The organism is Bacillus sp. D386 (genome assembly GCF_006346415.1).
The window spans coordinates 442,142-466,432 of sequence record NZ_VEMV01000003.1; the positions used below are offsets into that span (position 1 = coordinate 442,142).

Genomic DNA, 24,291 nt, shown 5'->3' on the forward strand with positions numbered 1-24,291 from the left:
TGCTAAATTAAATAACGAAAAATTCATGCAGCATGGTCCTATTTCCAGAATTTCTTCAAGAAGGATGTAAATAAAAGTGATGAATATGAACTTTGTTTTTTATAATAGCGAGAAATTTGAAGGAAATGTACCTACTTATATATGTAAGCATAAAAGTAATAAGTTGGGGGGCTGCCCGACCAACCGACATTGGGACACCACTAGAAATATTTCAAAATGTATAATCTCATCTATTGTTTTCGGCAGATTATCGGCAAACGTTAGACAGCTACTTTACACACAAAAAAAAGCCTTGATAAATCAAGGCTTTTCGTACGTCCCAGAGAGGATTCGAACCTCCGACCTACAGTTTAGGAAACTGTTGCTCTATCCTGCTGAGCTACTGGGACTTATGTAAGATACTTTATAATTATAATAATTTTATTACTAAAGGTCAACTTTATAAACCAATTAATATTCTAAATTAATAAATATGGTTTTGTTTATTACGGAAAATGTTATAGGGTGTTAAATTCCATATCACTGAAATCTCGATCTATTTCAGTGATTCCTTTACCATAATAAGACCCTTTTCTTTCATTAAACATTCCAGTGCTGTTTTAAAGGTTGAGAATGCATGTAGTGAATTGGTAAAAGGTAATTGGGAAGAGACTAAGTCTTTTACAAATTCTGGTGATAATCCTACAACAAGGACTTGTATTCCCATCACTTTTAAGGAGGATATTAAGTTTCCTATATTCTCACCCATCAGTTCTAAATTATCACAATCTTTTAGAACGAAACCGGAAAAATCAAGTACAATGGAATCGATTTCTGAGTTGTTTACATAATTTAATATGATTTGAATAACCTGATCAAAGTAGGCTACTGAAACATCAAAAGTTAAAGGAACAAGTAAGGTGTCGGGTATGATGGAAGCAATCATCGGGACTGAAACTTTACGGTCCTTAGCTTCCAACTCCCTGACTTTCTCGGTTAAATCATTTATTTGCTTAAGAAGTAATTCTTTTTCGTTAGTCTCCATCTTCAACCTCGCTTATATAAAATATATACATTGACTTCAGGTATATTATTGTTTAATTCGGTAGTAACACAAGTAAATCCTTTATTTTTAAAAAAACTTCGAAATTAAACCGACTGATAAGAATACTATATATAAGGGTGGATTGTTTAGACCTAGAGTTTACATCTACACAGTATAAAAATATTTTTAGAGTACTGCTAAAGATTCTGTAGAGTTATATATTTGCATTTACGTATACAAAAAACTATAAACCCAATAATAATTTTGAAATGGATATTTTTATAGGATTATCTAAATTATAAACAAATAAAGGTTTATTGCCTTTTTATTAGGATTGTTTAGTACTCAAAGGATGTTATTTTAATAAAATATGTGAAAGTTTTTTGAACTTTTAGATGAGGTTTATTATATTCATAAGTGGTTTCATTTTATATTATCATTAGTTTTATGTTATAGTTTTTTCTAACTATATTATTCAAGGAGGCTTACTTGATAGAAGGTGAAAGGCTTAGAATGATAATCCAATGCAACAGACTCCTTTTAAAGATGTTTTTCAATAGAGAAGGATCTTCCGCTTAACTCTTCTTGAATCGTGTCCTACCATGGTAAGGAAGGATAACGATTAATTTCTACTTTTAATTATATTTTCACCCAATTTGAGAGCATATAACATTCTCGGTTTGGTCTTTTGCATGCAGAAGAGTATTTAGAGATTATAAGGATGTAACCAAAACTAATAACAAAACGTAAAAAACTATGAAACTAGTAAAAATTTTTAAAAATAATTTGGAGGTGAATCCCTCTTAAGAGGGAAATAATTGGACATAACCACGATAATCAATCTTGTTTTACTTGTAGTACTAATAGGAGCCTCAGGGTTCTTTGTAGCATCTGAGTTTGCGGTAGTAAAAATTCGGATGTCCCGTATTGATCAATTAATTTCAGAAGGAAACAAAAAAGCAGTGCTTGCGAAAAAAGTAGCAAGTGACCTTGATTACTATCTTTCTGCCTGTCAGCTTGGTATTACCGTAACCACTTTAGGACTTGGTGCACTGGGTAAACCAGCGGTGGAAGGCCTATTGTATCCTTTGTTTAATCTTTTTAATGTGTCTGATGCTGTTGCATCAGCATCGTCCTATGCGATTGCATTTATACTGGTTACTTTCTTGCATGTTGTAGTGGGGGAAATGGCACCAAAAACGCTTGCGATCCAATTTGCCGAAAAACTCACACTAATGCTTGCGCCGCCTTTATATTGGTTTGGCAGAGTGCTGTCACCATTCATTAAAGCTTTGAATGGGACATCGAGAGTCATTCTTCGTGCATTTGGAGTCAAACCTGCTGGACATGAAGAGGCATATTCTGAGGAAGAACTAAAGATTATTATGACTCAAAGCTTTCAGGGCGGGGAAATTGATCAAACGGAATTGGAATACATGGAAAACGTGTTTTCATTTGATGAACGTGTTGCCAAGGATATTATGGTTCCAAGAACTGAATTGGTTACGCTCGATTTGAATATGAATTATGACGAAATCGTGAGTATTATTGATGAACATAACTACACACGTTATCCGGTTGTTGAAGATGGGGATAAAGACAAGATTGTCGGTGTAGTAAATGTGAAAAAAATGCTGACTCATATTGCTGCCAAAAGAGAACGTAAACTTGAAGAATTTGTTAGAGACTTGCCTTATGTTCTTGAAGCAACCCATATACAGGATGCACTGTTGAAAATGCAACAGGAACGGGTACATATGGCTTTAGTCATTGATGAATACGGAGGCACTTCAGGAATTCTTACGATGGAAGATGTTCTGGAAGAAATTGTGGGAGAAATCCGCGATGAGTTTGACGCTGATGAAGTGGCCGATATCCGTAAAGTCGGAGAAAACCAATATATGATTAATGGACGAGTCCTTTTGAGTGAGATGGAGGAACTGTTTGGTTTAGAGTTTGAGGACAGTGAAGATATAGATACAGTTGGAGGCTGGATTCAATATCAAAAAATTGATACTGTTCAAAATGGAGACTCATTGGAGCATGGTAAGCATCTATGGGCTGTAAAGGAAATGGATAACCACCAAATTAAACAAGTATTGTTTACTCAAAATGTCAAGAAATAATCAAATGAAAATATTGGAACAACAAATTTTTTTACTATTCTTGGAGGTGAATCCCCCTTTTTGGGGGAAATAATTGGACGGATCAATCGCTTTAAATTTATTTTTAGTAGCTATATTTATTGGGCTTACTGCATTCTTTGTTGGTGCTGAATTTGCCATTTTGAAGGTAAGGATGTCCAGAATTGAACAATTGATATCTGAAGGCAACAAAAAGGCGGTTCTTGCCAAAAAAGTTGCAGAAAATCTAGACTATTACCTGTCAGCATGTCAGTTGGGTATTACGGTTACAGGATTAATATTAGGTGCGTTGGGGGAACCAACAGTCGAAAAAATGCTCCATCCCGTATTTGATGAATGGGGGATCTCAGATTCAGTATCTACTGTCCTGTCCTATGTAATTGCTCTTACGATCGTCACGTTCTTGCATGTTGTTATAGGTGAACTTGCTCCTAAAACATTGGCGATCCAATTTGCAGAAAGATTATCCTTGCTTTTATCGCCGCCGCTATATTGGTTCGGAAGAGTAACAAAACCTTTTATTAATGCATTAAATGGTTCTGCGCAATTTATCCTTCGAATCTTTGGTGTACAGCCTGCTGGACATGATACAGTCCATTCGGAAGAAGAATTGAAACTAATTGTCACTCAAAGTTATGAGAGCGGAGAGATAAATCAAACTGAGCTGGCTTATCTAGAGAACATTTTTGCATTTGATGAACGTATTTTAAAAGATATTATGATTCCAAGAAATCAAATTGTCACTTTGGATAAGCAAATGTCTCTTGAAGAAATTCTTGAAACGCTTGATCGCTATGAATATACTCGCTATCCTGTTACGGAAAATAGCGATAAAGATCTTCTGGTTGGATTTATTAACACAAAAGAAATGCTGACAAATATAGCAGCAGGGCGTGAAAGACCGATTCAGGATTTTATTCATGATATGCCGCGTTTGAAATCAACTACTCATATCAAGGATGTATTATTAAAAATGCAGCAGAGTCGGGTGCACATGGCTATCGTTGTAGATGAAAAAGGCACTATAGCCGGCTTGGTCACGATGGAAGACATTTTAGAAGAAATTGTCGGAGAAATTAAAGATGAATACAATGGAGATGAACTGCCTGCAACTTAATGGCAAGTTCGTTCAATAGTATGTAGAAGGAGGAGGCTGTCCGTTGAGTCGTTTGTAAGACTTTTCGGAGCCTCTTTTTTATGCATTTAAATAGTGGAATACTGCTTGTTTTAAGTAATTATACTGAGAGTCATTGGTGTCCGAAGACCATTTAGAGCTTGATTTTAAAGACCATGAGTTAAGCAATGCCTTCTTTATTTGAGGAAGATGCTCAGTCTCCATACAAATACCTCCTTTATTTAATCTGATCTATTAGTAATGTCCTCAAAACTTTTATCTATAAAATAGCCTAAATTTCGGTAAAAAGTTAATAGTAAATAAGTTACGAAGATATATATGCTTTTTAAATATACTCTAATCAATTAAAGTTATCCATCAATTACCAGTTTAAACTTTTCAGAAACCTTGTAGTAAAATAGAAGTATCTTTAAAAAAATAATAAAAATGATACTATTAGCAAGTGGACTTTTTTAATTAGATTCTTAAGCTAAAGTAATGAACAAATTTTCATAGAAGGAGTTTGACCTGAAAATGGGAATCCCATTGATTATTGCGGAGAAACCGGATCAAGGAGTTACACTGGCATCTCCATTCTCTTTCAAAAAAAGGGACGGGTATTTAGAGATTGCTCCTAATGAAGTATTTCCGGAAGGGGCATTATATTCATGGGCCATCGGACATTTAACCGAATTATCCTCACCGGAGAAATATAAACCGGAGTGGAAAAGATGGGCTATTGCCACATTGCCAATAATCCCTGATAAATTTACATATGAAGTAACAAAATCAAAAACGAAGCAATTTAACATTATCAAGCAATTATTGAAGCGACCAGATGTCGAATCAATTATTCATGCAGGTGATGCTGGGAGGGAGGGTGAATTAATCGTACGCAATATTATTGCGGTGAGCGGCGTTCGTAAACCGATGAAGCGTTTATGGATCTCTTCTTTAACGAAAAAATCCATATTAGAAGGATTTAACAGCCTCCGTGACAGCCAGGAAACCATACCTCTCTATCATGAAGCCTATACAAGATCGTGTGCAGATTGGCTTGTTGGCATGAATGCATCAAGAGCCTATTCCTTGCTGCTTAAACAAAAAGGGATGAATGATGTATTCTCTGCAGGAAGAGTACAGACACCTACACTAGCTTTAATAGTGAAACGGGAATTGGAGATTGAAAAATTTGAATCTAAGCCATTTTGGGAAGTCATTGCTACGTTTGATATAAATGGGCAGACTTATGAAGGAAAATGGGAAAAGGATCAGGAGTCCAGACTGGATAAGCAGGAGATGGCTCAAAATATTGCAGCTTTTTGTAAAAATAAAGATGCGAAAATTATAGAAATGAAGACGGAGCGTAAAGAATTCCAGCCGCCCTTATTATTTAATTTATCGGCCTTACAGGCAACCGCCAATAAAATGTATAAGTACTCACCAAAACAAACGCTGGATATCACGCAAAAACTGTATCAAAAGGGAATTGTCTCTTATCCGCGGAGTGATTCAAACTACGTGACTAAAGGAGAGGCGGAAACATTCCCGGAGATCCTATCGAAACTTGCTCAGTTCGAGGAATATAAATCATTCATACCCGTTCCAAACGAATCCATTATCAATAACTCTAGGTTTGTTAATGAAAAGAAAGTATCGGATCACTATGCGATTATTCCTACTGAACAGGTGACGAATCCAGCCAAGCTTTCAGGAGAAGAAAGGAATATCTATGATTTAATTGTGCGTCGTTTGATTGCTGCTCACTATGAATCAGCCATATTTGACTATACAACCCTCATAACATTAGTTGATGGAAGAGCAGAGTTCATTTCAAAAGGAAAGCAGCAAATACGAGAAGGCTGGCGACAAATTATTTTCCAGCAAGAAAAGGATGAAGATACCATCCTTCCGAATGTCCAAAAAGATGATGAAGGTAAAGTGAAAAGCGTTAAAGTAAAAGAAGGAAAAACGCAACCGCCTAAACGATATACCGAGGGACAATTAATTACGTTAATGAAAACGGCCGGTAAGCATCTTGATAATGAAGAACTCGAAAAAGTGCTAATGAAATCAGAAGGACTGGGAACGGAGGCAACAAGAGCGGGAATTATTACGATGCTGAAGGATAGAAAATATATAGATGTTAAAAAGAATCAAGTATTTGCGACTGATAAAGCGAAAGTGTTGATCAGAGCGATAGGCGACGAGATATTGGCTTCACCTGAAATGACAGCTAAATGGGAGCAGCGCTTGGCCGAAATCGGGCAAGGGAAAGCATCAGCTGCTCAATTTATGGAGCAGACAAAGAAATTAACGGGGAAGATTATTGAGGATGCTGTAAAAGGCTTTGAAACCTGGGATTTTACAGGATTAAAGGTTGAAACGATTGAACGTACCTCTTCTAAGTTTACAACAGGGAAAAAGGTAGGCGCCTGTCCGCTGTGTAAAGGGGATATAGTCGATAAGGGTGAATTTTATGGATGTGCGAATTATAAGCAAAACCAGTGTAAATTTACATTTTCGAAAAAAATCCTTGGAAAAAAGATTTCCCAAACCAATATGCAGAAATTATTAAAAGATGGGAAAACCAATGTCATAAAAGGGTTTAAAAAAGGAGAAAAATCATTTGACGCGGCGATTGAATGGAAGGACGGTAAAATTAATTTCCTGTTTTCAAATGAAATTGCTCCAAAAACTTAAAAATTTTTGTGCATTCAGGTATAATGGTCGAAGAAGTTTCCATTTGCGCTGGTAAATGGAGTACATATTATATTAAGGGAGTTTTTGTAAATGAGTAAAGTATTGATTTTTGGACATAAAAATCCAGATACTGACACAATTTGTTCAGCAATCGCTTATGCTGAATTAAAAAAAGAGTTGGGTGTTGAAGCAGAACCGATTCGACTTGGTGCGATTAATGGTGAAACACAATATGCACTTGATACATTTAAAGTGGCAGCTCCCCGTTTGGTTGAGAAGGTTGCGGAAGAAACACAGGAAGTTATTCTTGTAGACCACAATGAAAGACAGCAAAGTGCGGATGATATCGATCAGGTTCGAGTATTAGAGGTTATTGATCACCACCGTATTGCAAATTTCGAAACAGCTGATCCATTGTATTACCGTGCTGAGCCGGTTGGATGTACAGCAACCATTTTAAATAAGCTATACAAAGAAAACGGAATTCAAATCAAAAAAGAAGTAGCTGGCTTAATGTTATCCGCTATTATTTCTGATTCTTTATTATTTAAATCTCCAACTTGCACGGAGCAAGATGTTGCTGCTGCAAAAGAATTGGCTGAAATAGCTGGTGTTAATGCAGAAGAATACGGATTGGAAATGTTAAAAGCTGGAGCAGATTTAAGCAAGAAAACTATTGCAGAATTAATTTCTTTGGATGCTAAAGAGTTCTCCATGGGCACATCAAAAGTGGAAATTGCACAAGTGAATGCAGTTGATACAAACGATGTAATGGCGAAGCAAGCTGAACTCGAAGCAGCTATGCAGGCAGCTATTAATGAAAAGGGTCTGGATTTATTTCTATTAGTTGTAACAGATATCCTAACAAATGATTCTGTTGCCCTTGCTATTGGTGATAAAGCTGCAGCTGTTGAAAAAGCTTTCCATGTAACATTGGTAAATAATACAGCTGTTCTAAAAGGGGTTGTTTCCCGTAAGAAACAGGTAGTTCCAGCATTAACAGAAGCATTATCGTAAATTTTACTTGCAAAATTTCTGGCATGATGTTATATTAATATATGCGATGAGCTGAATTGTGTAAGTCGAGCACATACCTTATGGTACACACTATGTGGAGTGTGGTGACTCGCCTCAATTTTTTCGAACAAGGCACCTGTTTTTAACAGGTGCCTTTTTATATATTCATATCCAGAGTGTCGATTGGACATATCAATAATGGTACACAAATAGCGAGCTTTAAAATACATAATGCAGGCAGATCAATCAAAAAATAGTAAAGATAATAATCAGGTTTTCCGAATAGGGAATCGTTGAGAAGGCATTTAACCAAACTAATACATAAGCTCAAGTTAAGAACGATTTACATATGTTAATTAGTATTCAAGGAGGAAATAAAATGAATAAGAAAACAGTAGATGATTACTTACAGGAAGGGATACATGGCGTTAAAGAAATAAAGCCTGCTGAACGGAAAGAATTTCTTGGGAGCTTACGTGAACGTGTGGTTGTCGCATTAACACAGGCTCAGGTTTTTCAAAAACAAATCCCACATGGATTTATTGACCTATTGAAAAAAAATAAGGGCGCTAAGCTTTATTTAAATGGCCACATTAATTATTCCCATCTATCGAAATTCGTTAAAGCAGCAGATGAACATGGGATTCAATTTAAAATCGTGACCAATAAAGACTATAATTCACCTAATGGTTTGGTATTGGCCTATGATCATGCAATTAATAACGATAACATTACATTAGAAGAACCGGCACAGGAAGAAACTAATACTGAGGAGACAGAAAAAAAGACAGGTTTTTTTGAATCACTTAAGCAACTCTTTACAAAAAAATCATAAACAAAATGTCATAACTGTGCACCCCTTAATACGAGAAACAATACGGTGTCTGGATGCATGTTTCGGTTAGGTGAGTATGTGCCATCGACTATTCTAGTTTTAGTTTGTATGGTATAGTTATCAAATTAGAGATAATTTAGGTTTATGATTTGAGGGGCACAAAGAATGAATTCAACACAAGAGTATATTGAAGAATGGCAGGAAGCACTTGAAGAAGAGATTCAGTATTTAAAAAAATATGGAAGTACCCGCTATCACCTGATGAATGGCAATAAGATTATGTCAGGTGATTCTTTTACGTACTATTTTGAGTCATCCAGTATTTTGCGTATACCTGTTGGAACGATTGCTAAGCTGGAATGGGGCGGGAGTCGGTTTGATGCCAGAATCCTATCCTCTGAGGGCAATAGTTTGCTTCTGTCTCTTGAACAATCAATAGGTGAATTGATTGAAGAGGCTACGATTTATCATGACCCATGGGAACTTTTAGATCAGCTGATTGAAAGACTGGATGATATCAGGAAAAGTAAGCGGAAAAGAAGTCGGGTTAAACGGATCATGGAGCCTTCCATGCCTGATAAACGAACGGACAAAACAAGTAAAAGCGCGGTACGCGAATTATATGCCAGATCAAAATATAACCCGGTCACATATGTTTGGGGACCGCCTGGTACAGGAAAAACGTATACTTTAGCACGAACGGCAGCCAATAAATATTTTAAAAAGAAACGTATATTAGTTCTCTCTCACAGTAATCAGGCTGTGGATGTCCTGCTTGCCGAAATTACGGCATTTGTTAAACGAGCGGATCGTTTTCATGAAGGAGATATTTTACGTTACGGCTCTCAAACTGGTGAGGGTCTTCTGATGCATGGGGATATATTGCCGGCTAAATTATTGGAAAGTCATGATGGACATTTAGTGAAGGAAAGGGATTCGATTAATGAAGAAAAGAAACTGCTAAAAAAAGATCTGTCTCTGTCTTTTAGCGTACGTGACTCGGAGCAGCTTCTTGACCTTGAAAAAAAACTGGGCAGAATCTTAGAGAAAATAAGGCAAAAAGAAATTCATTTAGTCAAAAATGCCTTCATTGTTGGGACTACCTTGGCGAAAGCAGCAATGGACCCGAGTATTTTTGAACAAGAGTATGATCTAGTTATCATTGATGAAGCCAGTATGGCCTTTATCCCGCAAATTGCCTTTGCCGGCGCACTTGCCAAGCGTTGTATTATTTGTGGGGATTTTAAGCAATTACCTCCTATTGCGGTTTCGAGGGGAGAGCTTGTAGACCGCTGGCTGAAGGAGGACATCTTCCATCGTGCCGGTGTTGCTGATATTGCACGTGGGGGAAAACTTCATACTCATTTGTTTTTATTAAAGGAACAGAGGAGAATGCATCCGGATATCTCCGCTTTTACGAACCAATATGTTTATAATTCACTGGTTGGCGATCATCCAAGTGTTCATATAAATAAAAAAGATATCGTTTCAAAGACACCTTTTGTAGATCGTGCTTCCGTACTGTTAAATACGAGCTTCACAGGGGAACACTGCTTTACGGGCACTTCCTCTGGTTCTAGAATGAATTTGATGAATCTATTGTTATCCTTTCAGGTTATTCATGAAGCCTACAGCAATGGGAGTAAATCAATCGGTTATGCAACCCCTTATCGTGCGCAGGCACAATTGATGGAAACATTAATTAAAGATCTATATGAGGAAGAGAACGGCCTGCATGATATATTGGCTGCCACTGTCCATCGTTTCCAGGGAAGTGAACGGGAAGTAATGGTATTTGATAGTGTAGATAGTTATCCGCAAAATCGGGCAGGGATGCTTTTAACGGGCAGGGAAAGTGAACGGCTGTTAAATGTTGCAATTACCAGAACAAAAGGGAAACTGATTCATGTCAGCGATGTGGAGTTTATAGAATCAAAAGTTTCGCATACAAAAACTCTTCATCAGCTCGTTCAATATCAAATGAAACGGAATCAAATGGTCAATATGGATCAAATAGGCAAATGGATTGCCAACCATCATCCAAAATTACAATGGATTTATGCAAGAAATTTGGAAGGGTTCTATCAGGATTTAAAAAAAGCCCAATCTTCCATTATCCTTTCCTTGCCAAATTCCAGTGTGTTATCATCGGATTTTGTTCAAAGAGTGAAGACGAGGAACTCAAGAACAAGACTGATGATGTATTCTCCAGATTCCCATTCCTATTTGGATCCGGATATCCATCTTCAGAATGGGCCAAGCTTCACATTTGTCATCCTTGACCAAAAAGTATTGTGGTTGGGGGTTCCTCTTGAAGCCAATAAACGTGTTCATCCGCCATACATTGGAATTCGATTGGAATCCGAAGCATTTATCAATCAATTTCTCCAGCAATTGCCTAAATAAATTGTCGGAATTTTAGTTGCTATTTTCACATATAAGATTTATAATTCTATATGTTGTTATCATTTTATATCTAAAATACTATATATTGATTTTAACGTGTTTAAGGTGTCGTATTACGACTTAATAGGGAATCCGGTTAAAATCCGGAACTGTACCCGCAACTGTAAATGCTGATGAAATAAGTAAACCACTGTAGAGAAATCTATGGGAAGGACTTAGAGTAAAGCGAAGCATGAGTCAGGAGACCTGCCTTTTTCACTGGTTTGCCTTTATCGGGAGCAATGAGGGTGGAACGGATGAAATAGCAATATTGAACAGTTCAATCTTGTTATTATTTCTTTTCCCATTGCTTATTTTTAGGCAATGGGATTTTTTGCGTGGAGGGAACAGACGTTTTTAATCGATTTATCGGCAAACAATAAGGGGGAAATTAGTATGGCAGTATCTTACGAATCAAACTATGCAAGTCTGGAAGTCATAAATTTAAAAAGCATAGAAACATACATAAAGGAATGTGTTAGTTCCTATACATCTATTTATTCAGCAGAGGAATACTTAGAAAAAATCAAGACAGCACTTGAGTATAAGTCTGACTATAGCAAGAAAGAGTTGGTGAATTTACTGGTACTAAGCGCCGTAGAGCGTATCTCTGCTGATGAGCCTGATTGGACATTTGTGGCGGCAACTATTTATTTAGACCAGTTATATGATAAAGCTTCAAAAAGCCGGGGATATGATTTAACACACAAATATGGGAGCTTTCATCAGCTTGTTGAACTATTGACTGATATGGGGATTTATAATCCAGCATTGTTAAATGAATATACGGAAGACGAAATCAATGAACTCGAAGCAGTCATCGATTCATCAAAAGATCAGTTGTTTACGTATATTGGCATTCGGACGCTGGCAGATCGCTATTTAGCCAAATCTCATCATGGAAGCTTATATGAACTTCCTCAGGAACGGTTTATGATTATTGCCATGACATTAATGATGAATGAGCCTAAAGAACAGCGAATCAAATTAATAAGAGAAGCATATTGGGCCTTATCCAATCTATATATGACGGTGGCAACTCCTACGCTTGCTAATGCTGGGAAAAGCTATGGCCAATTATCCAGTTGTTTTATCGATACTGTTGATGATAGTTTGCAAGGTATCTATGATTCAAACACCGATATTGCCAATCTATCTAAAAATGGCGGAGGAATAGGTGTTTATTTAGGGAAAATTAGAGCGCGAGGCAGTGATATTAAAGGATTTAAGGGTGTTTCCTCAGGAGTTATACCATGGATGAAGCAATTAAATAATACCGCCGTCAGTGTGGACCAACTGGGCCAAAGACAGGGTGCCATTGCAGTTTATCTGGATGTTTGGCATAAGGATATATTTGCCTTCCTCGAAGCGCGTTTAAATAATGGGGATGAACGTTTTCGAACGCATGATTTATTTACTGGTGTTTGCATTCCGGATTTATTTATGGAAATGGTCAAGGAGCGGGGTACCTGGTATTTATTTGATCCGCATGAAGTAAGAAAAGTAATGGGATATTCTCTTGAAGATTATTTTGATGAAGAAGCAGGGGATGGCCAATTCAGACAAAAATATACTGAATGTATCAATCATCCGCAGCTTTCCAAAAAAGAAATACCTGCCATTGAAGTGTTTAAGGCGATCATGATTTCTCAGCTTGAAACAGGAACACCTTATATGTTTTATCGGGATACGGTCAACCGCTCTAATGCTAATCGCCATAAAGGAATGATATATTGCAGTAATTTATGTACGGAAATTATGCAAAATCAAAGTGCTACCAAAGTTATTGAACAAAGAACCGAGGATGGGAAAATTATTATTGAAAAAACACCGGGTGACTTTGTTGTATGTAATCTTTCGTCTATCTCCCTTGCCAAAGCTGTAAAGGAAGATGTCCTTGAACGCTTAATTAAGATACAGGTGAGAATGCTTGATAATGTCATTGATTTAAATAATATCCCGGTCATTCAGGCAAATATAACGAATAAAAATTATCGTGCTATAGGACTTGGGACATTTGGCTGGCATCATTTATTAGCGCTTGAGGGCATTGCCTGGGAATCAGAGAAAGCCGTTGAATACTGTGACCGATTATACGAAAAAATCGCTTATTTAACGATTAAATCAAGTGTGGATTTAGCTGGTGAAAAAGGTGCTTACCCATTTTTTGAAGGATCTGATTGGGATAGCGGATTCTTTTTTGACCAAAGAGGCTATGATTCAGATGCTTGGAGTCAATTGAAAAAAAGAGTGCATACATCCGGAATTCGAAATGGCTATCTTATGGCCGTAGCACCAAATTCTTCAACTGCGATTATTGCCGGTTCTACATCCGGAATTGATCCAATTTTCAGAAGGGAATATTCCGAAGAGAAGAAGAATTACCGTATTCCAGTGACTGCACCTGACTTGAATCTGGAGACAATGTGGTATTATAAATCCGTTTATTTAATTGACCAAAAATGGAGCATTCTCCAAAATGCACGTCGTCAAAAACATATCGACCAAGGAATCTCGTTTAATTTGTATGTCCGTAATGATATTAAAGCACGTGATTTATTAGACTTGCATCTGCTTGCATGGGAGACCGGATTAAAAACAACATACTATGTACGTTCTACTTCAAGCGCTGTTATAGAAGAATGCGAAAGCTGCCAATAAGGATGGGGGAAATATAATGGATACAAAAACAATAGTGGAAAAACGTAAATTAGTCGATCGGGAAGCACCGAATAGTTCAACGGGTATTATTAATGGCAGAAATTCAAATATTTTAAATTGGGATGATGTGCGCTATCCATGGGCATATCCTAAATATAAAGTAATGCTATCTAATTTTTGGACGCCTTTTGAAATTAATATGGTGAATGATGCGAAACAATTTCCAAATCTTTCAGAAATTGAACAAGAATCCTTTCTAAAAATTATAGGCTTGTTGGCATTGCTTGATAGTATCCAGTCTGACTATGCCAGTAAAGTCGCCGACTATCTGACCGATTCATCTCTGAATGCATTGATGATTATGCTGGCGCAGCAAGAAGTCATTCATAACCATTCCTACTCCTATGTATTGTCAAGTATTGTCCAGAAAAGCAAGCAAGATGAAGTTTTTGAATATTGGAGAACTGAAGAGATTTTGCGTAAACGAAATGATTTTATTACTGATGGCTATCGGGATTTCACAGAAAACCCAACAATTGAAAATCTGCTTAAATCGATTATCTATGATGTAATCCTAGAAGGGCTCTTCTTTTACTCAGGCTTTGCTTTCTTTTATAATTTGGCCAGAAACCAAAAGATGGTGGCAACTTCAACGATGATTAATTATATAAATCGAGACGAGCAGATCCATGTTGGGCTGTTTGAGAAGATTTTTAAAGAAATAGTGGCTGAACATCCTGAAACAAATACAGAAGAATTGAAAAATTTTGCGATTGAAACCTTCCGAACTGCTGCAGAGCTTGAGATTGAATGGGGTTATAAAGTTATAGGAAATAAAATCGAGGGAATTACGATGGCTGAGCTCGAACAATATATCCAGTTTATGGCTAATAAGCGTTGCAATCAATTGGGGTATGGAAGATCTCCGTTTCCAGAGGTTCCGAACAAAAATCCATTAAGATGGATTGTTGCCTATCAGGAAGTGGATTTAGGCAAGACGGATTTCTTTGAGCAGAAATCAAGACAATATACAAAAACAACAGATACCAATGGATTTGATGAACTGTAAATGTAAAAAGACGCCATTACGGCGTCTTTTTGCTTGAAGGCATCCTTACCAGCGGTGAGCTTTCGCATTGCTCCTCAAAATGATATTGGTTTGGGACATTGCAGTATGTCCGTTAACCTGTGATTTTGAGCGCTTCCGCCTTGTCCAGTTATGGTGAAAAAGAGAAGAGTGTGGATCTAAATGATTCCGATAACTCATTGCTTATCACCCCATCAGTAGGATACGTTCTGATGTCCCTTTTGAGGACATCAAGTATAGGATATACAAAATGAGTGCCTTTTAATCTCGGGAAAAGTTCACGAATTATTTTCTATATTATGATAAAATATATATAATATGGATATTGATGGTGGATAATTATGCGAAATTTGGAATATGAACAATAATAACGGAGAAATCTATGCCGCGGTCTCCCATTTTGACAGAATGATTTATAAAATCATCTGTTAAAGGGGAAAATACGATGAAATAGCACTGAAAGAAGTCCGGAAGAATGATATGACTGTTGTTTATAGTCAAGAAGCCTATCCAATCCAACGTTTTATGATGTTGGTACTTTTATATCTAAAAGCCATTCCCTGGAAAGTACCGAGTTTTGAGTTGGATCATTAATTGGATGTATGATATATAATCCACCAGATTATTCAGTCGGATGGGTACTTTGATGTAACACATCATCGAATTATCCTTATTGCGGAACCTGTATAAGTAAATGTGTTATTGAATAAAAGTCGGGCTTTCTTATAGTTTGTTTTCTGCTTATGAGCCAGCACTTCTTTCAGATAAAATTTGTCCAAAAGAAAGATTGCTGTTTCTAATTTTCGTAAAATTAAAGTTAGCATATTTATCTGAAACATCAATTTTTACAGATATGTTATAGTAGCTTAGTGATTGATTTTAATTTATTGGCAGAAATCCATACAGAAACATTCCTCGATATTGTCAAGAAAGAACAGCTTGTTCTCTTTTCAATTTCTTCACCATGTAAAATACACTCTCCCGCAAAATGATAACTAACATCTAAAGAGGTATGTTATATTTTTTTAAAACTATATTAATTTAGGAAATTTAACTCATATTATACTTGTAGCAGCCAGCCTTAAATAGATACTTTTGGTCTTTAATTAATGTGTCAGTTGGCTTATTATAAATGGTATTGGTCTTTCATAGTATATATGGTAGACCTATTATAATTTGGAAAATGTTTGAAAAGTGAGCGCGGTGATAAATATATAGATATCTAGCACTCTAAAGAATCAGTTTGTACTAATAGGAGGAAGTATAAAGTTGTTTAAAGAATTTTCCATCTCGCGGACATCATGTCTTGGCAAATCCCCGATTTATCAGGCAACCATCACAAGTGAAGGGCATGTAAGTTGGCAGGGTGAGAAGTATGTTTCATATATAGGCGTTAAGAACTTTACGGTTTCTAAGCAAAGAGTTAAAAAAATTGAAGATCTCTTGCTATCATTCGATTACAAAAACTTCATTTATAATACTACTGCACAAATTGTGCCGGATAGCCCGACTTGTGTTACCCGATTGGTATATCAATTTGGCGAACATAAGACAGTGGTACATGATTTGGGTGACGAGGATGCTGCTTGTGATAATAGTAAGCATACATTGAAAAAATTGGATGCCTTTGAAAGAAAAATGGAAGAATTATTGGGATTAAAGAATTTAATTAAACAACCTCTCTATCTCTTCCATATTAAAAGAAAGTCGAACTCACATGAGGAATATGTAATATCCAGCTCCAATCAAGCTGATGCATTTCAAATGATTAATGTGAATGAGGCTAATTATCATAACTGGCAGATTGATAAGTTAGGAAAAGATAGTACAGGTCGTATACATCCATATATCATTATGAGCTCGGAGCGCTAAAACATTTGATTATGAGAAATAGTCGATGAATTGGAGTTTTTTTATTAATTTTAAGTTTGCTACTTGCAGGTTCCCTATTTGAGGAGTACAATTAATTTTATTAATTATTCTGACAATTTAAAGGGGACATCACATGGATACTCAACTAATTTCTATCACAAAAACCAATTATAAAAAAGAAAAGCCCAATCCTGAAACACTTGGCTTCGGAAGAATTTTTACGGATCATATGTTTATTATGGATTATGATGAAGAATTGGGTGGGTGGCATGATCCGAGGATTATTCCCTATCAACCTATTACACTTGAGCCTTCCTGCATGACTTTTCACTATGGACAAACGGTTTTTGAAGGGCTAAAAGCATATCGTACTCACGATAATCGGGTTTTTCTGTTTAGACCGGAAAAGAATTTTGAACGGATGAACAAATCTAATGATCGTTTATGCATCCCCCATATAGATGAGTCGTTTGTTATCAAGGCATTGGAAATCCTAATCGATATTGATCGTGAATGGATTCCGGACCGGGAAGGTACTTCTTTATACGTACGGCCGTTTATTATTGCAACAGAACCTTATTTGGGTGTTGCACCGTCCAAGCATTATCAGTTCATAATCATTTTGTCACCAGTGGGAGCGTATTATAAAGAGGGAATCAATCCCGTTCGAATTGGTGTTGAGAAAGATTACGTACGATCTGTAAAGGGCGGTACAGGGATGGCCAAAACAGGCGGTAATTATTCATCCAGTCTTAAAGCACAGGAATTGGCAGAAGCACTTGGCTGTTCACAGGTGCTTTGGCTTGATGGAATTGAGAAAAAGTATATCGAAGAAGTCGGAAGCATGAACGTCTTCTTTAAAATAAATGGTGAGGTTGTCACGCCTGCATTAAACGGCAGTGTATTGGATGGTGTGACTCGTCAATCAATTATTCAGCTATTACAACATTGGAACATCCCAGTTACAGAACGTCGAGTTTCTATGCAGGAGATTATTGAGGCTAATAAAAATGGGAAATTGGAAGAAGCCTTTGGGACAGGAACAGCAGCAGTAGTTTCGCCAATTGGTGAATTATTATGGGATAATGAAATTTTAACCATCAACAAAGGGAAAATAGGAACGTTAACGCAAAAATTATATGATACCATCACAGGAATACAAAATGGAAAAGTAGAAGATCCATTCAATTGGATAAAGGAAGTCAAAGAAGAAAGCCAGATACATGTATATAAATAAAAAGTTTTGAAAGAGAATCGTGGGTAACCACGGTTTTTTTTATGCCTTTTTGTTTGGTTAATATTAATTTGGAAAGTGTATATATAAGATAGTTAAACTATTTAATTATAATATGGTATAATAATTAAGCAAAAAAATTAAAATTATTCTCGATGTAAGAGAGGACAATATAGGATGGATGGTAAAGAAAATCAAATAGAAGAATTTGAAAGTATATTGATTTCAACAATTAGAACAATCATGTCGGAGATTACGCAGCATCAGGATTTGGGGATTACCGGATCGCAATTTCATTTGTTAAATAAAATTGAAAAAGAAAAAGTGACAAACGTTAAAGATTTAGCGAAAATCCTCAATGTGAAACCAAGCGCGATCACCGTCATGCTTGAAAGGCTGGTGCAGCATGGATTTGTTTCAAGAGTTCAAGATGAGAAGGATAGAAGGTTTGTCGCTGTAACACTTACCGAAGAGGGGGTTCAAGTTCTTCAGAAGGCAAGAGAGAACTCCCGAGAAATTTTAAAAAAGTATGCAGCTTTACTGGATGAACACGAACTGAAGATATTAAATTCTATTCTTCAAAAATTTACTGATTATCAATCAAAATAATAAATATTTATAAAGAAAGAAGGAATAGTTTTGCCAAAAACACATAAAAAAGCATCTATATTAAAAATACTAACAAGATTTTTCTTCATTACACTTGGTGCAGTCATGATGGCTGTTGCATTGGAACTCTTCTTGGTACCAAACAGTGTCATTGATGGTGGAATAACTGGGATATCCATTATGCTTTCACATATAACCAAATTACAGTTGGGACTATTCATCTTTATTATTAACTTGCCATTCCTTTATATTGGATACAAACAAATTGGTAAAACTTTTGCGATTTCCTCTATTTATGGTATTGCTGTCCTTTCTGTTAGTACAGCAATGTTGCATCATATTGAGCCATTTACAGATGAGAAAATCCTGGCTGTGTTATTTGGAGGATTGATTCTTGGACTTGGAGTTGGGATTGTCATTCGTGTTGGCGGTGCCCTTGACGGTACAGAAATCATAGCGATTTTATTATCTAAGAAATTAAGATTACCAGTTGGACAAATCATTATGTTCATAAATGTTTTCATCTTTATAGCTGCAGGTTTCGTATTTGAATGGGATTCTGCAATGTATTCTATTTTCGCGTATTATATGGCCGCTAAGGTTATGGATATCGTAGTAGAAGGTTTAAATGAATCTAGATCTGTAACGATTATTTCCAACGAATATGCAGAAATTTCAGAGGCTATTCAGGATCGCCTTGGAAGATCGACCACGTTTATTTATGCAAAGGGTGGCTACCTAAAGGAAGATACGCAAATGGTTTATTGCGTAATGACACGTCTGGAATTGGCTAAATTAAAAGATGTTGTACATGATATTGATGAAAATGCCTTTATAGCGATTCAGAACGTTTCTGATGTTATGGGCGGTAACTTTGAAAAGAAAAACATACACTAATATTTAATACGATAGCAGCTCATCATTGGGCTGCTATTTTTGTTAGTTGAATAAATTACAAATATTTCTAGAGTAAAAATAATATTTAATGGGAATAGAAGTGAGAGATTAAGGGAGGAATTTAGATATGAAAAATGATAAACCGATTATTGGGTTAACAAGTAATATATTAAAAATAGAAGGAAACAATACAACAACTGTATTTTTAAGTTATTCAGAAGCAATAAAAAAAACAGGTGGAATTCCATTGATTTTTCCATTGGGTAATGAGGAACTCGCTAAGATTTGGGTTTCGATGGTTGATGGGATTTTATTAACGGGTGGTATTGATGTGAATCCGATATTTTACAATGAACCACCAAGTGAGGATTTAGGAGACACACATAAGGGGCTAGATCAATCACATTTCCAAATCATTGAAGAAGCACGCAAGCAAGGGAAACCGTTATTTGGAATATGCAGGGGTTCACATTTAATTAATGTAGCAGCAGGTGGAAGTCTCTACCAGCATGTTGAAGAAGATAAAGAAGATGATAATTCTGATGATTTGGAGCATCTATCAAATGTAGAGCGGCCTGAGCCAGTTCATACAGTTTTTTTAGAACAGGATAGCCAACTATATAGTATTGTCAAAAAGGATAAAATGGATGTGAATAGTTTTCATCATCAGGGCATAAAAGAGTTAGGTAAAGGCTTAAAACCAGTCGCGAAGGCTGAAGATGGATTAATAGAAGCGTTTGAAGGAATTGATGATTCAATTATGGCAACACAATTTCATCCAGAAGAATTGCGTAAACATGATGCCAGCATGGATCAATTGTTAAGACATTTTATTGGTGTTTGTAAGCAAAACGCTTTATGAGAAATTAAGTAAGCTAAACGAAAAGACTGTCATTTGGCAGTCTTTTTCTATGTGTAGTATATTGGGATAAATAGAATATACTGGGTTAGGGGTCGAGCGCCATGTTGGATGAAGGCAAAGTACCAAGTAATTCAAAAGCTTATTTGACTGATTTAGTTTTACCTGCTGATACAAATCAGTACAATTCGATTTTTGGTGGTAAGGTAATGGCGTATGTTGATAAAATTGCAGGAATTGCTGCGATGCGTCATTGTAGAAAACCAGTGGTTACAGCTTCAAGTGATTCGTTCGATTTTCATGCTCCTATTAAATCTGGGCAGGCTATCTGTTTGGAGGCGTTTGTTACTTGGTCACACAATACCTCAATGGTGGTGTATGTAAGGGTTGAAGGAGAGAATCTGATGACTGGAGAGAGAAGACTAACGTCTGAGGCATTCTTGACCATGATTGCGATTGATAAAGATGGAAGGCCCTCTTCAGTTCCTAAAGTACTGCCTGAAACCGAGCTTGAAAAAGAGCTGTATAATCGTGCTGAAGCGAAGTATCAAGAACGGAAAATGAGAAAGCAGAAATCTAAATAAGGGAGTCACCAAAGCCTTGGAAATATGTTTTTCAAGGTTTTATGATGATTTTTGTAACGGCTAATACTCCTCAATTATTCCTGCTTTTTAAAAAGAAATAGTCCTAAATTAGAAGGAAATTTCTAGAGATGAATAGCTATAGTTGAGTTACTTCTACCAAAGAAGAGAGAAAACATATACATAGATCCAGACCGAATTCAGTAACCTGAGGGAGCTAGTTTACTATTATAGAGATTAACACAGATGATAACAGGGAGGGCTGAGGCCTTCCCTGTTTTATTTCTGAAAAATAAATAATGGTATCTGACTCCTCTAGATATTTCATATTAACCATGTGTATACCTCCGAAACTGAACAGGGTTTACAGAGAGTGATATAGACTCAAGATCAGATGTTCTCAGTATTAATTGGATGATTATCCTATCATAAAAATCTTAGGATCGTCAGATATAAATAACTCAAACGAAGGTACTATATTATATGAAAATACTAATTGTGAATGCTGATGATTATGAGATTTATTGCATTTGAAATTTCTGGTTAGTAAGCCTTTAAAAAGGGTATTGTTTTATCAACGTTATGAATGATTTTTCGACTATGGAATATTGATTGGAAATTCCAATCTGATACGTATTAAAAGATATGAAAATATGGATAGCATAAGATAAAGCAGGAGAATCAGAGATGAGGACTGCAATATTATAAAATATCAAATCTATCTAAATGGAGGGAAAATGATGAATGAAGTAGAAAAATTCAGGTTAATTCTCCATGGTGGAGACGGTCGAAGCTGTGCGGTGGAAGCAATTGCTGCAGCGAAGCACGGAGATTATAGCCTAGCTCACCAAAAATTGAAAGAATCAACAGATGCTATTCTAATGGCTCATCAAACGCAAGTTTGTTTATTACAGAAAGAAACGGAAGAAGTTATGAATGTATCATTCTTAATGCTACTTGCACAGAATAATCTGATGAAAACCTTGACAGTTAAGAATATGGCTGCTGAATTTGTAGAATTATATGAAAGCAGCGAGTTACACACCGGAATTGATAGAAGAATTTATAAAAATGTATGAGGAATAAATTGGCTGTGAAGGGATTATGGTTTACCGATATTGAAGATGGCAAATAAAAACTGGAAAGAGTAGGAACGTTGCCAAATTAAAAAGAAGGTTTGCTTGTATTATCATTGAATTGATGGGTAGAAAGGCATTACAACAAGCTGTCAATGAATAAAGGAGCAATCAGGAAGTTTACTCTATGACAGCGTTGTTGAAATCAGCTGTATTATTACAAGTAAGGGCCTTACCAATAGCAATTGGCGATCTTCCGGTTGCGTCTGAGTACAGTAAAGTAAATTAAATCATTTGAGAGTGAAACGGTAATTTTGGAAAACAGGATTAGCTGTAATTGAGTTAACGAGCAATCAACTTGTATCTTCGGGGGTTAACAAAATAGTTGAAAAACTCTGTAGCTCTATAAATTTCAGCTTTTATAATTCTTCACTTAACTTTTTTTGAAGCCTGAGAGGCTTTTTTTATTGCCTCAATATATTTTCCTTTGCCAATTTGGTTAATTCCTTCACCATGCTTCCACCTAGTTTACCGCCGATTTTTCCTGCATCTGCTGCAGCAATGCGACCATTATATCCTTCATTGAGGGGAATGCCAAGATCTTTAGCTACTTCATATTTTGCTCTGTCCGGGTGGTCGGCTTGCGCCACTTTTGCTTTCAGCTGATCTAATTGTTCCCTGGATTCAGGTACTAAAATCTTTCTGCGTTTGGCCATCGTTAATCACGTCTCCTTTAAATATAAGGTGCCCAAACCGCATTTTATCTACTCGATTTGTTATAATGAATTTTATATGAATTAGATAGAGATATTTAGCAGGGGGAAAATTGAAGTTATGAAATTTGTTTCTTGGAATGTGAATGGGATAAGAGCTTGCGTTGGAAAAGGTTTTTTGGATACTTTTAAAGAATTAAACGCTGATATATTTTGTTTGCAGGAAACTAAACTGCAGGAGGGCCAGATTAATCTGGAGCTGGATGGCTATTATCAGTACTGGAATTACGCTGTAAAAAAAGGATACTCAGGCACGGCAATTTTTACTCGTCAAAAACCATTATCCGTTAAATACGGGATTGGGAATGATGAGTATGATGTGGAAGGCAGAGCCATTACATTGGAATTTGATCAATTTTTCATTGTAAATGTGTATACACCAAATTCACAGCGTGACCTGGCAAGGCTTGGGTACCGTTTGGTTTGGGAAGATTTACTTTATGCTTACTTACATGAATTGAATAAAGAGAAAGCAGTGATTTTAACGGGAGATTTAAATGTTGCTCATAAACCCGAAGATTTACGAAACCCCAAATCAAATAAAGGGAATTCTGGCTTCACAGATGAGGAACGAGGTAAGATGACAGCTTTATTATCTAGCGGTTTTGTTGATTCCTTCCGTTATCTCTATCCTGATAAAACAGAAGTGTATAGCTGGTGGTCTTATATGAGCAAAGTCCGCGAACGTAATATTGGGTGGCGGATTGACTACTTTATTGTGTCTGAATCAATCGCTAATCTAATTACCGAAGCAGAAATCCACACGTCAATTATGGGTAGTGACCATTGTCCAATTTCTTTGGAAATGAAAATTTGAGTCGATGTAATTTTTAGTTAGTCGTATAGAGAAGTCCATATTCAAAAGTAAGGCATTAATCTAAAAATTATTTGAAAACAAAGAAACACTTTCAGCATTTCGAGAAAGTGTTTCTTTTTGTTTGTTAAAGCATTCTGTAAATCTCTTTATGGTTTACCGTTTGATTAGAATACCAAAAATGAGGTAGAAGATACTCCATAAAGTAATTCCCCATATCAAAAAGATACCCAATAAGGCTGCAATATCCATTAAAGATTTTATTTCAAACCATCCACTGAAAATAAGACATGGAAAAATGGTCAAAAGCATAAAACCAAAGTGAATTATACTCTGCTTCTTCAACGACCAGCCATCAATACTGTATATAACTGAAAAACCTGCAACTAGAGCACTGAATATACCCACAATAAACGTACTTCTTACCTCATGAACCGGTCCAGAGCCGTAATAAAGAACAATTGATATACTAGTCAAAATTAAAAAAGGTATAAACGCTCTTATCATTCCTGCCGTTACATAAGCTATTGTCTTCACCTCGTTCAT

General features: G+C 36.2%; 21 protein-coding genes, 1 tRNA gene and 1 riboswitch. Of the genes, 16 read left to right on the forward strand and 6 right to left on the reverse strand.

Features of this window, described 5'->3' with window-relative positions:
- Positions 1–315: 315 nt before the first annotated feature.
- Together FHY45_RS10960 and FHY45_RS10965 are read right to left on the reverse strand one after the other, a co-directional pair.
- A tRNA-Arg gene (locus tag FHY45_RS10960) sits at positions 316–389 on the reverse strand.
- Positions 390–535: 146 nt separating this feature from the next.
- Entirely contained in the window at positions 536–1,024 is a 489-nt protein-coding gene (locus FHY45_RS10965; RefSeq protein WP_066103554.1) for an STAS domain-containing protein, read from the reverse strand.
- Positions 1,025–1,842: 818 nt separating this feature from the next.
- Here FHY45_RS10965 and FHY45_RS10970 point away from each other — a divergent pair.
- On the forward strand, positions 1,843–3,150 hold the full coding sequence (locus FHY45_RS10970; protein WP_066103556.1) for a hemolysin family protein: 1,308 nt from the start codon (positions 1,843–1,845) through the stop codon (positions 3,148–3,150).
- Between the two features lie 73 nt (positions 3,151–3,223).
- A complete protein-coding gene (locus FHY45_RS10975; RefSeq protein WP_066103558.1) occupies positions 3,224–4,285 on the forward strand; it encodes a hemolysin family protein in 1,062 nt (353 codons plus the stop codon).
- A 78-nt stretch (positions 4,286–4,363) separates the two neighbouring features.
- Here FHY45_RS10975 and FHY45_RS20545 read toward each other — a convergent pair whose 3' ends face one another.
- A complete protein-coding gene (locus FHY45_RS20545) occupies positions 4,364–4,507 on the reverse strand; it encodes a hypothetical protein (protein ID WP_175354252.1) in 144 nt (47 codons plus the stop codon).
- A 315-nt stretch (positions 4,508–4,822) separates the two neighbouring features.
- Between FHY45_RS20545 and FHY45_RS10980 the strand changes: the two genes are divergently transcribed.
- The 6 genes from FHY45_RS10980 to FHY45_RS11005 all read left to right on the forward strand — a co-directional run bounded on the left by FHY45_RS10980 (position 4,823) and on the right by FHY45_RS11005 (position 15,012).
- On the forward strand, positions 4,823–6,985 hold the full coding sequence (locus FHY45_RS10980; RefSeq protein ID WP_139892014.1) for a DNA topoisomerase III: 2,163 nt from the start codon (positions 4,823–4,825) through the stop codon (positions 6,983–6,985).
- 90 nt (positions 6,986–7,075) lie between these two features.
- Positions 7,076–8,002, forward strand: a complete 927-nt coding sequence (locus tag FHY45_RS10985) for a manganese-dependent inorganic pyrophosphatase (protein WP_066103560.1) — start codon at positions 7,076–7,078, stop codon at positions 8,000–8,002.
- Positions 8,003–8,381: 379 nt separating this feature from the next.
- Complete coding sequence (locus FHY45_RS10990; RefSeq protein ID WP_066103561.1) at positions 8,382–8,837, forward strand: YueI family protein; 456 nt, start codon at positions 8,382–8,384, stop codon at positions 8,835–8,837.
- A 165-nt stretch (positions 8,838–9,002) separates the two neighbouring features.
- On the forward strand, positions 9,003–11,243 hold the full coding sequence (locus tag FHY45_RS10995) for a DEAD/DEAH box helicase (protein ID WP_066103563.1): 2,241 nt from the start codon (positions 9,003–9,005) through the stop codon (positions 11,241–11,243).
- Between the two features lie 86 nt (positions 11,244–11,329).
- Positions 11,330–11,511, forward strand: a riboswitch (cobalamin riboswitch).
- Positions 11,512–11,678: 167 nt separating this feature from the next.
- Positions 11,679–13,943, forward strand: coding sequence for a ribonucleoside-diphosphate reductase subunit alpha (locus tag FHY45_RS11000; RefSeq protein WP_139891879.1), 2,265 nt, complete (start codon positions 11,679–11,681; stop codon positions 13,941–13,943).
- A 16-nt stretch (positions 13,944–13,959) separates the two neighbouring features.
- Complete coding sequence (locus FHY45_RS11005; protein ID WP_139891880.1) at positions 13,960–15,012, forward strand: ribonucleotide-diphosphate reductase subunit beta; 1,053 nt, start codon at positions 13,960–13,962, stop codon at positions 15,010–15,012.
- A 45-nt stretch (positions 15,013–15,057) separates the two neighbouring features.
- Here FHY45_RS11005 and FHY45_RS11010 read toward each other — a convergent pair whose 3' ends face one another.
- The gene (locus FHY45_RS11010) at positions 15,058–15,210 is read right to left on the reverse strand and encodes a YpzG family protein (protein ID WP_077248014.1); all 153 of its coding nucleotides are present in this window, start codon (positions 15,208–15,210) and stop codon (positions 15,058–15,060) included.
- Between the two features lie 1,089 nt (positions 15,211–16,299).
- On the opposite strand from FHY45_RS11010, the gene FHY45_RS11015 reads away from it, so the two are divergent.
- The 7 genes from FHY45_RS11015 to FHY45_RS11045 all read left to right on the forward strand — a co-directional run bounded on the left by FHY45_RS11015 (position 16,300) and on the right by FHY45_RS11045 (position 22,161).
- Positions 16,300–16,902, forward strand: a complete 603-nt coding sequence (locus tag FHY45_RS11015; RefSeq protein WP_139891881.1) for a DUF6438 domain-containing protein — start codon at positions 16,300–16,302, stop codon at positions 16,900–16,902.
- 133 nt (positions 16,903–17,035) lie between these two features.
- Positions 17,036–18,139 carry a branched-chain amino acid aminotransferase gene (locus FHY45_RS11020; protein ID WP_066103569.1) on the forward strand — a complete coding sequence of 368 codons (1,104 nt, stop codon included), beginning with the start codon at positions 17,036–17,038 and terminating at the stop codon, positions 18,137–18,139.
- Between the two features lie 174 nt (positions 18,140–18,313).
- Complete coding sequence (locus FHY45_RS11025; RefSeq protein WP_139891882.1) at positions 18,314–18,745, forward strand: MarR family winged helix-turn-helix transcriptional regulator; 432 nt, start codon at positions 18,314–18,316, stop codon at positions 18,743–18,745.
- Positions 18,746–18,775: 30 nt separating this feature from the next.
- Positions 18,776–19,642: a YitT family protein gene (locus FHY45_RS11030; protein ID WP_066103573.1), complete on the forward strand. Its 867-nt coding sequence runs from the start codon at positions 18,776–18,778 to the stop codon at positions 19,640–19,642.
- Between the two features lie 127 nt (positions 19,643–19,769).
- On the forward strand, positions 19,770–20,504 hold the full coding sequence (locus FHY45_RS11035; protein WP_066103574.1) for a gamma-glutamyl-gamma-aminobutyrate hydrolase family protein: 735 nt from the start codon (positions 19,770–19,772) through the stop codon (positions 20,502–20,504).
- Between the two features lie 101 nt (positions 20,505–20,605).
- On the forward strand, positions 20,606–21,085 hold the full coding sequence (locus FHY45_RS11040) for an acyl-CoA thioesterase (RefSeq protein ID WP_066103576.1): 480 nt from the start codon (positions 20,606–20,608) through the stop codon (positions 21,083–21,085).
- A gap of 737 nt (positions 21,086–21,822) precedes the next feature.
- The gene (locus tag FHY45_RS11045; protein ID WP_139892015.1) at positions 21,823–22,161 is read left to right on the forward strand and encodes a PTS sugar transporter subunit IIA; all 339 of its coding nucleotides are present in this window, start codon (positions 21,823–21,825) and stop codon (positions 22,159–22,161) included.
- 461 nt (positions 22,162–22,622) lie between these two features.
- On the opposite strand, the gene FHY45_RS11050 is transcribed toward FHY45_RS11045, so the two are convergent.
- On the reverse strand, positions 22,623–22,874 hold the full coding sequence (locus tag FHY45_RS11050; RefSeq protein WP_066103579.1) for an alpha/beta-type small acid-soluble spore protein: 252 nt from the start codon (positions 22,872–22,874) through the stop codon (positions 22,623–22,625).
- Between the two features lie 118 nt (positions 22,875–22,992).
- Between FHY45_RS11050 and FHY45_RS11055 the strand changes: the two genes are divergently transcribed.
- Positions 22,993–23,748, forward strand: a complete 756-nt coding sequence (locus FHY45_RS11055) for an exodeoxyribonuclease III (RefSeq protein ID WP_139891883.1) — start codon at positions 22,993–22,995, stop codon at positions 23,746–23,748.
- Positions 23,749–23,901: 153 nt separating this feature from the next.
- On the opposite strand, the gene FHY45_RS11060 is transcribed toward FHY45_RS11055, so the two are convergent.
- On the reverse strand, positions 23,902–24,291 hold the full coding sequence (locus FHY45_RS11060) for a DUF3021 family protein (RefSeq protein ID WP_218975784.1): 390 nt from the start codon (positions 24,289–24,291) through the stop codon (positions 23,902–23,904).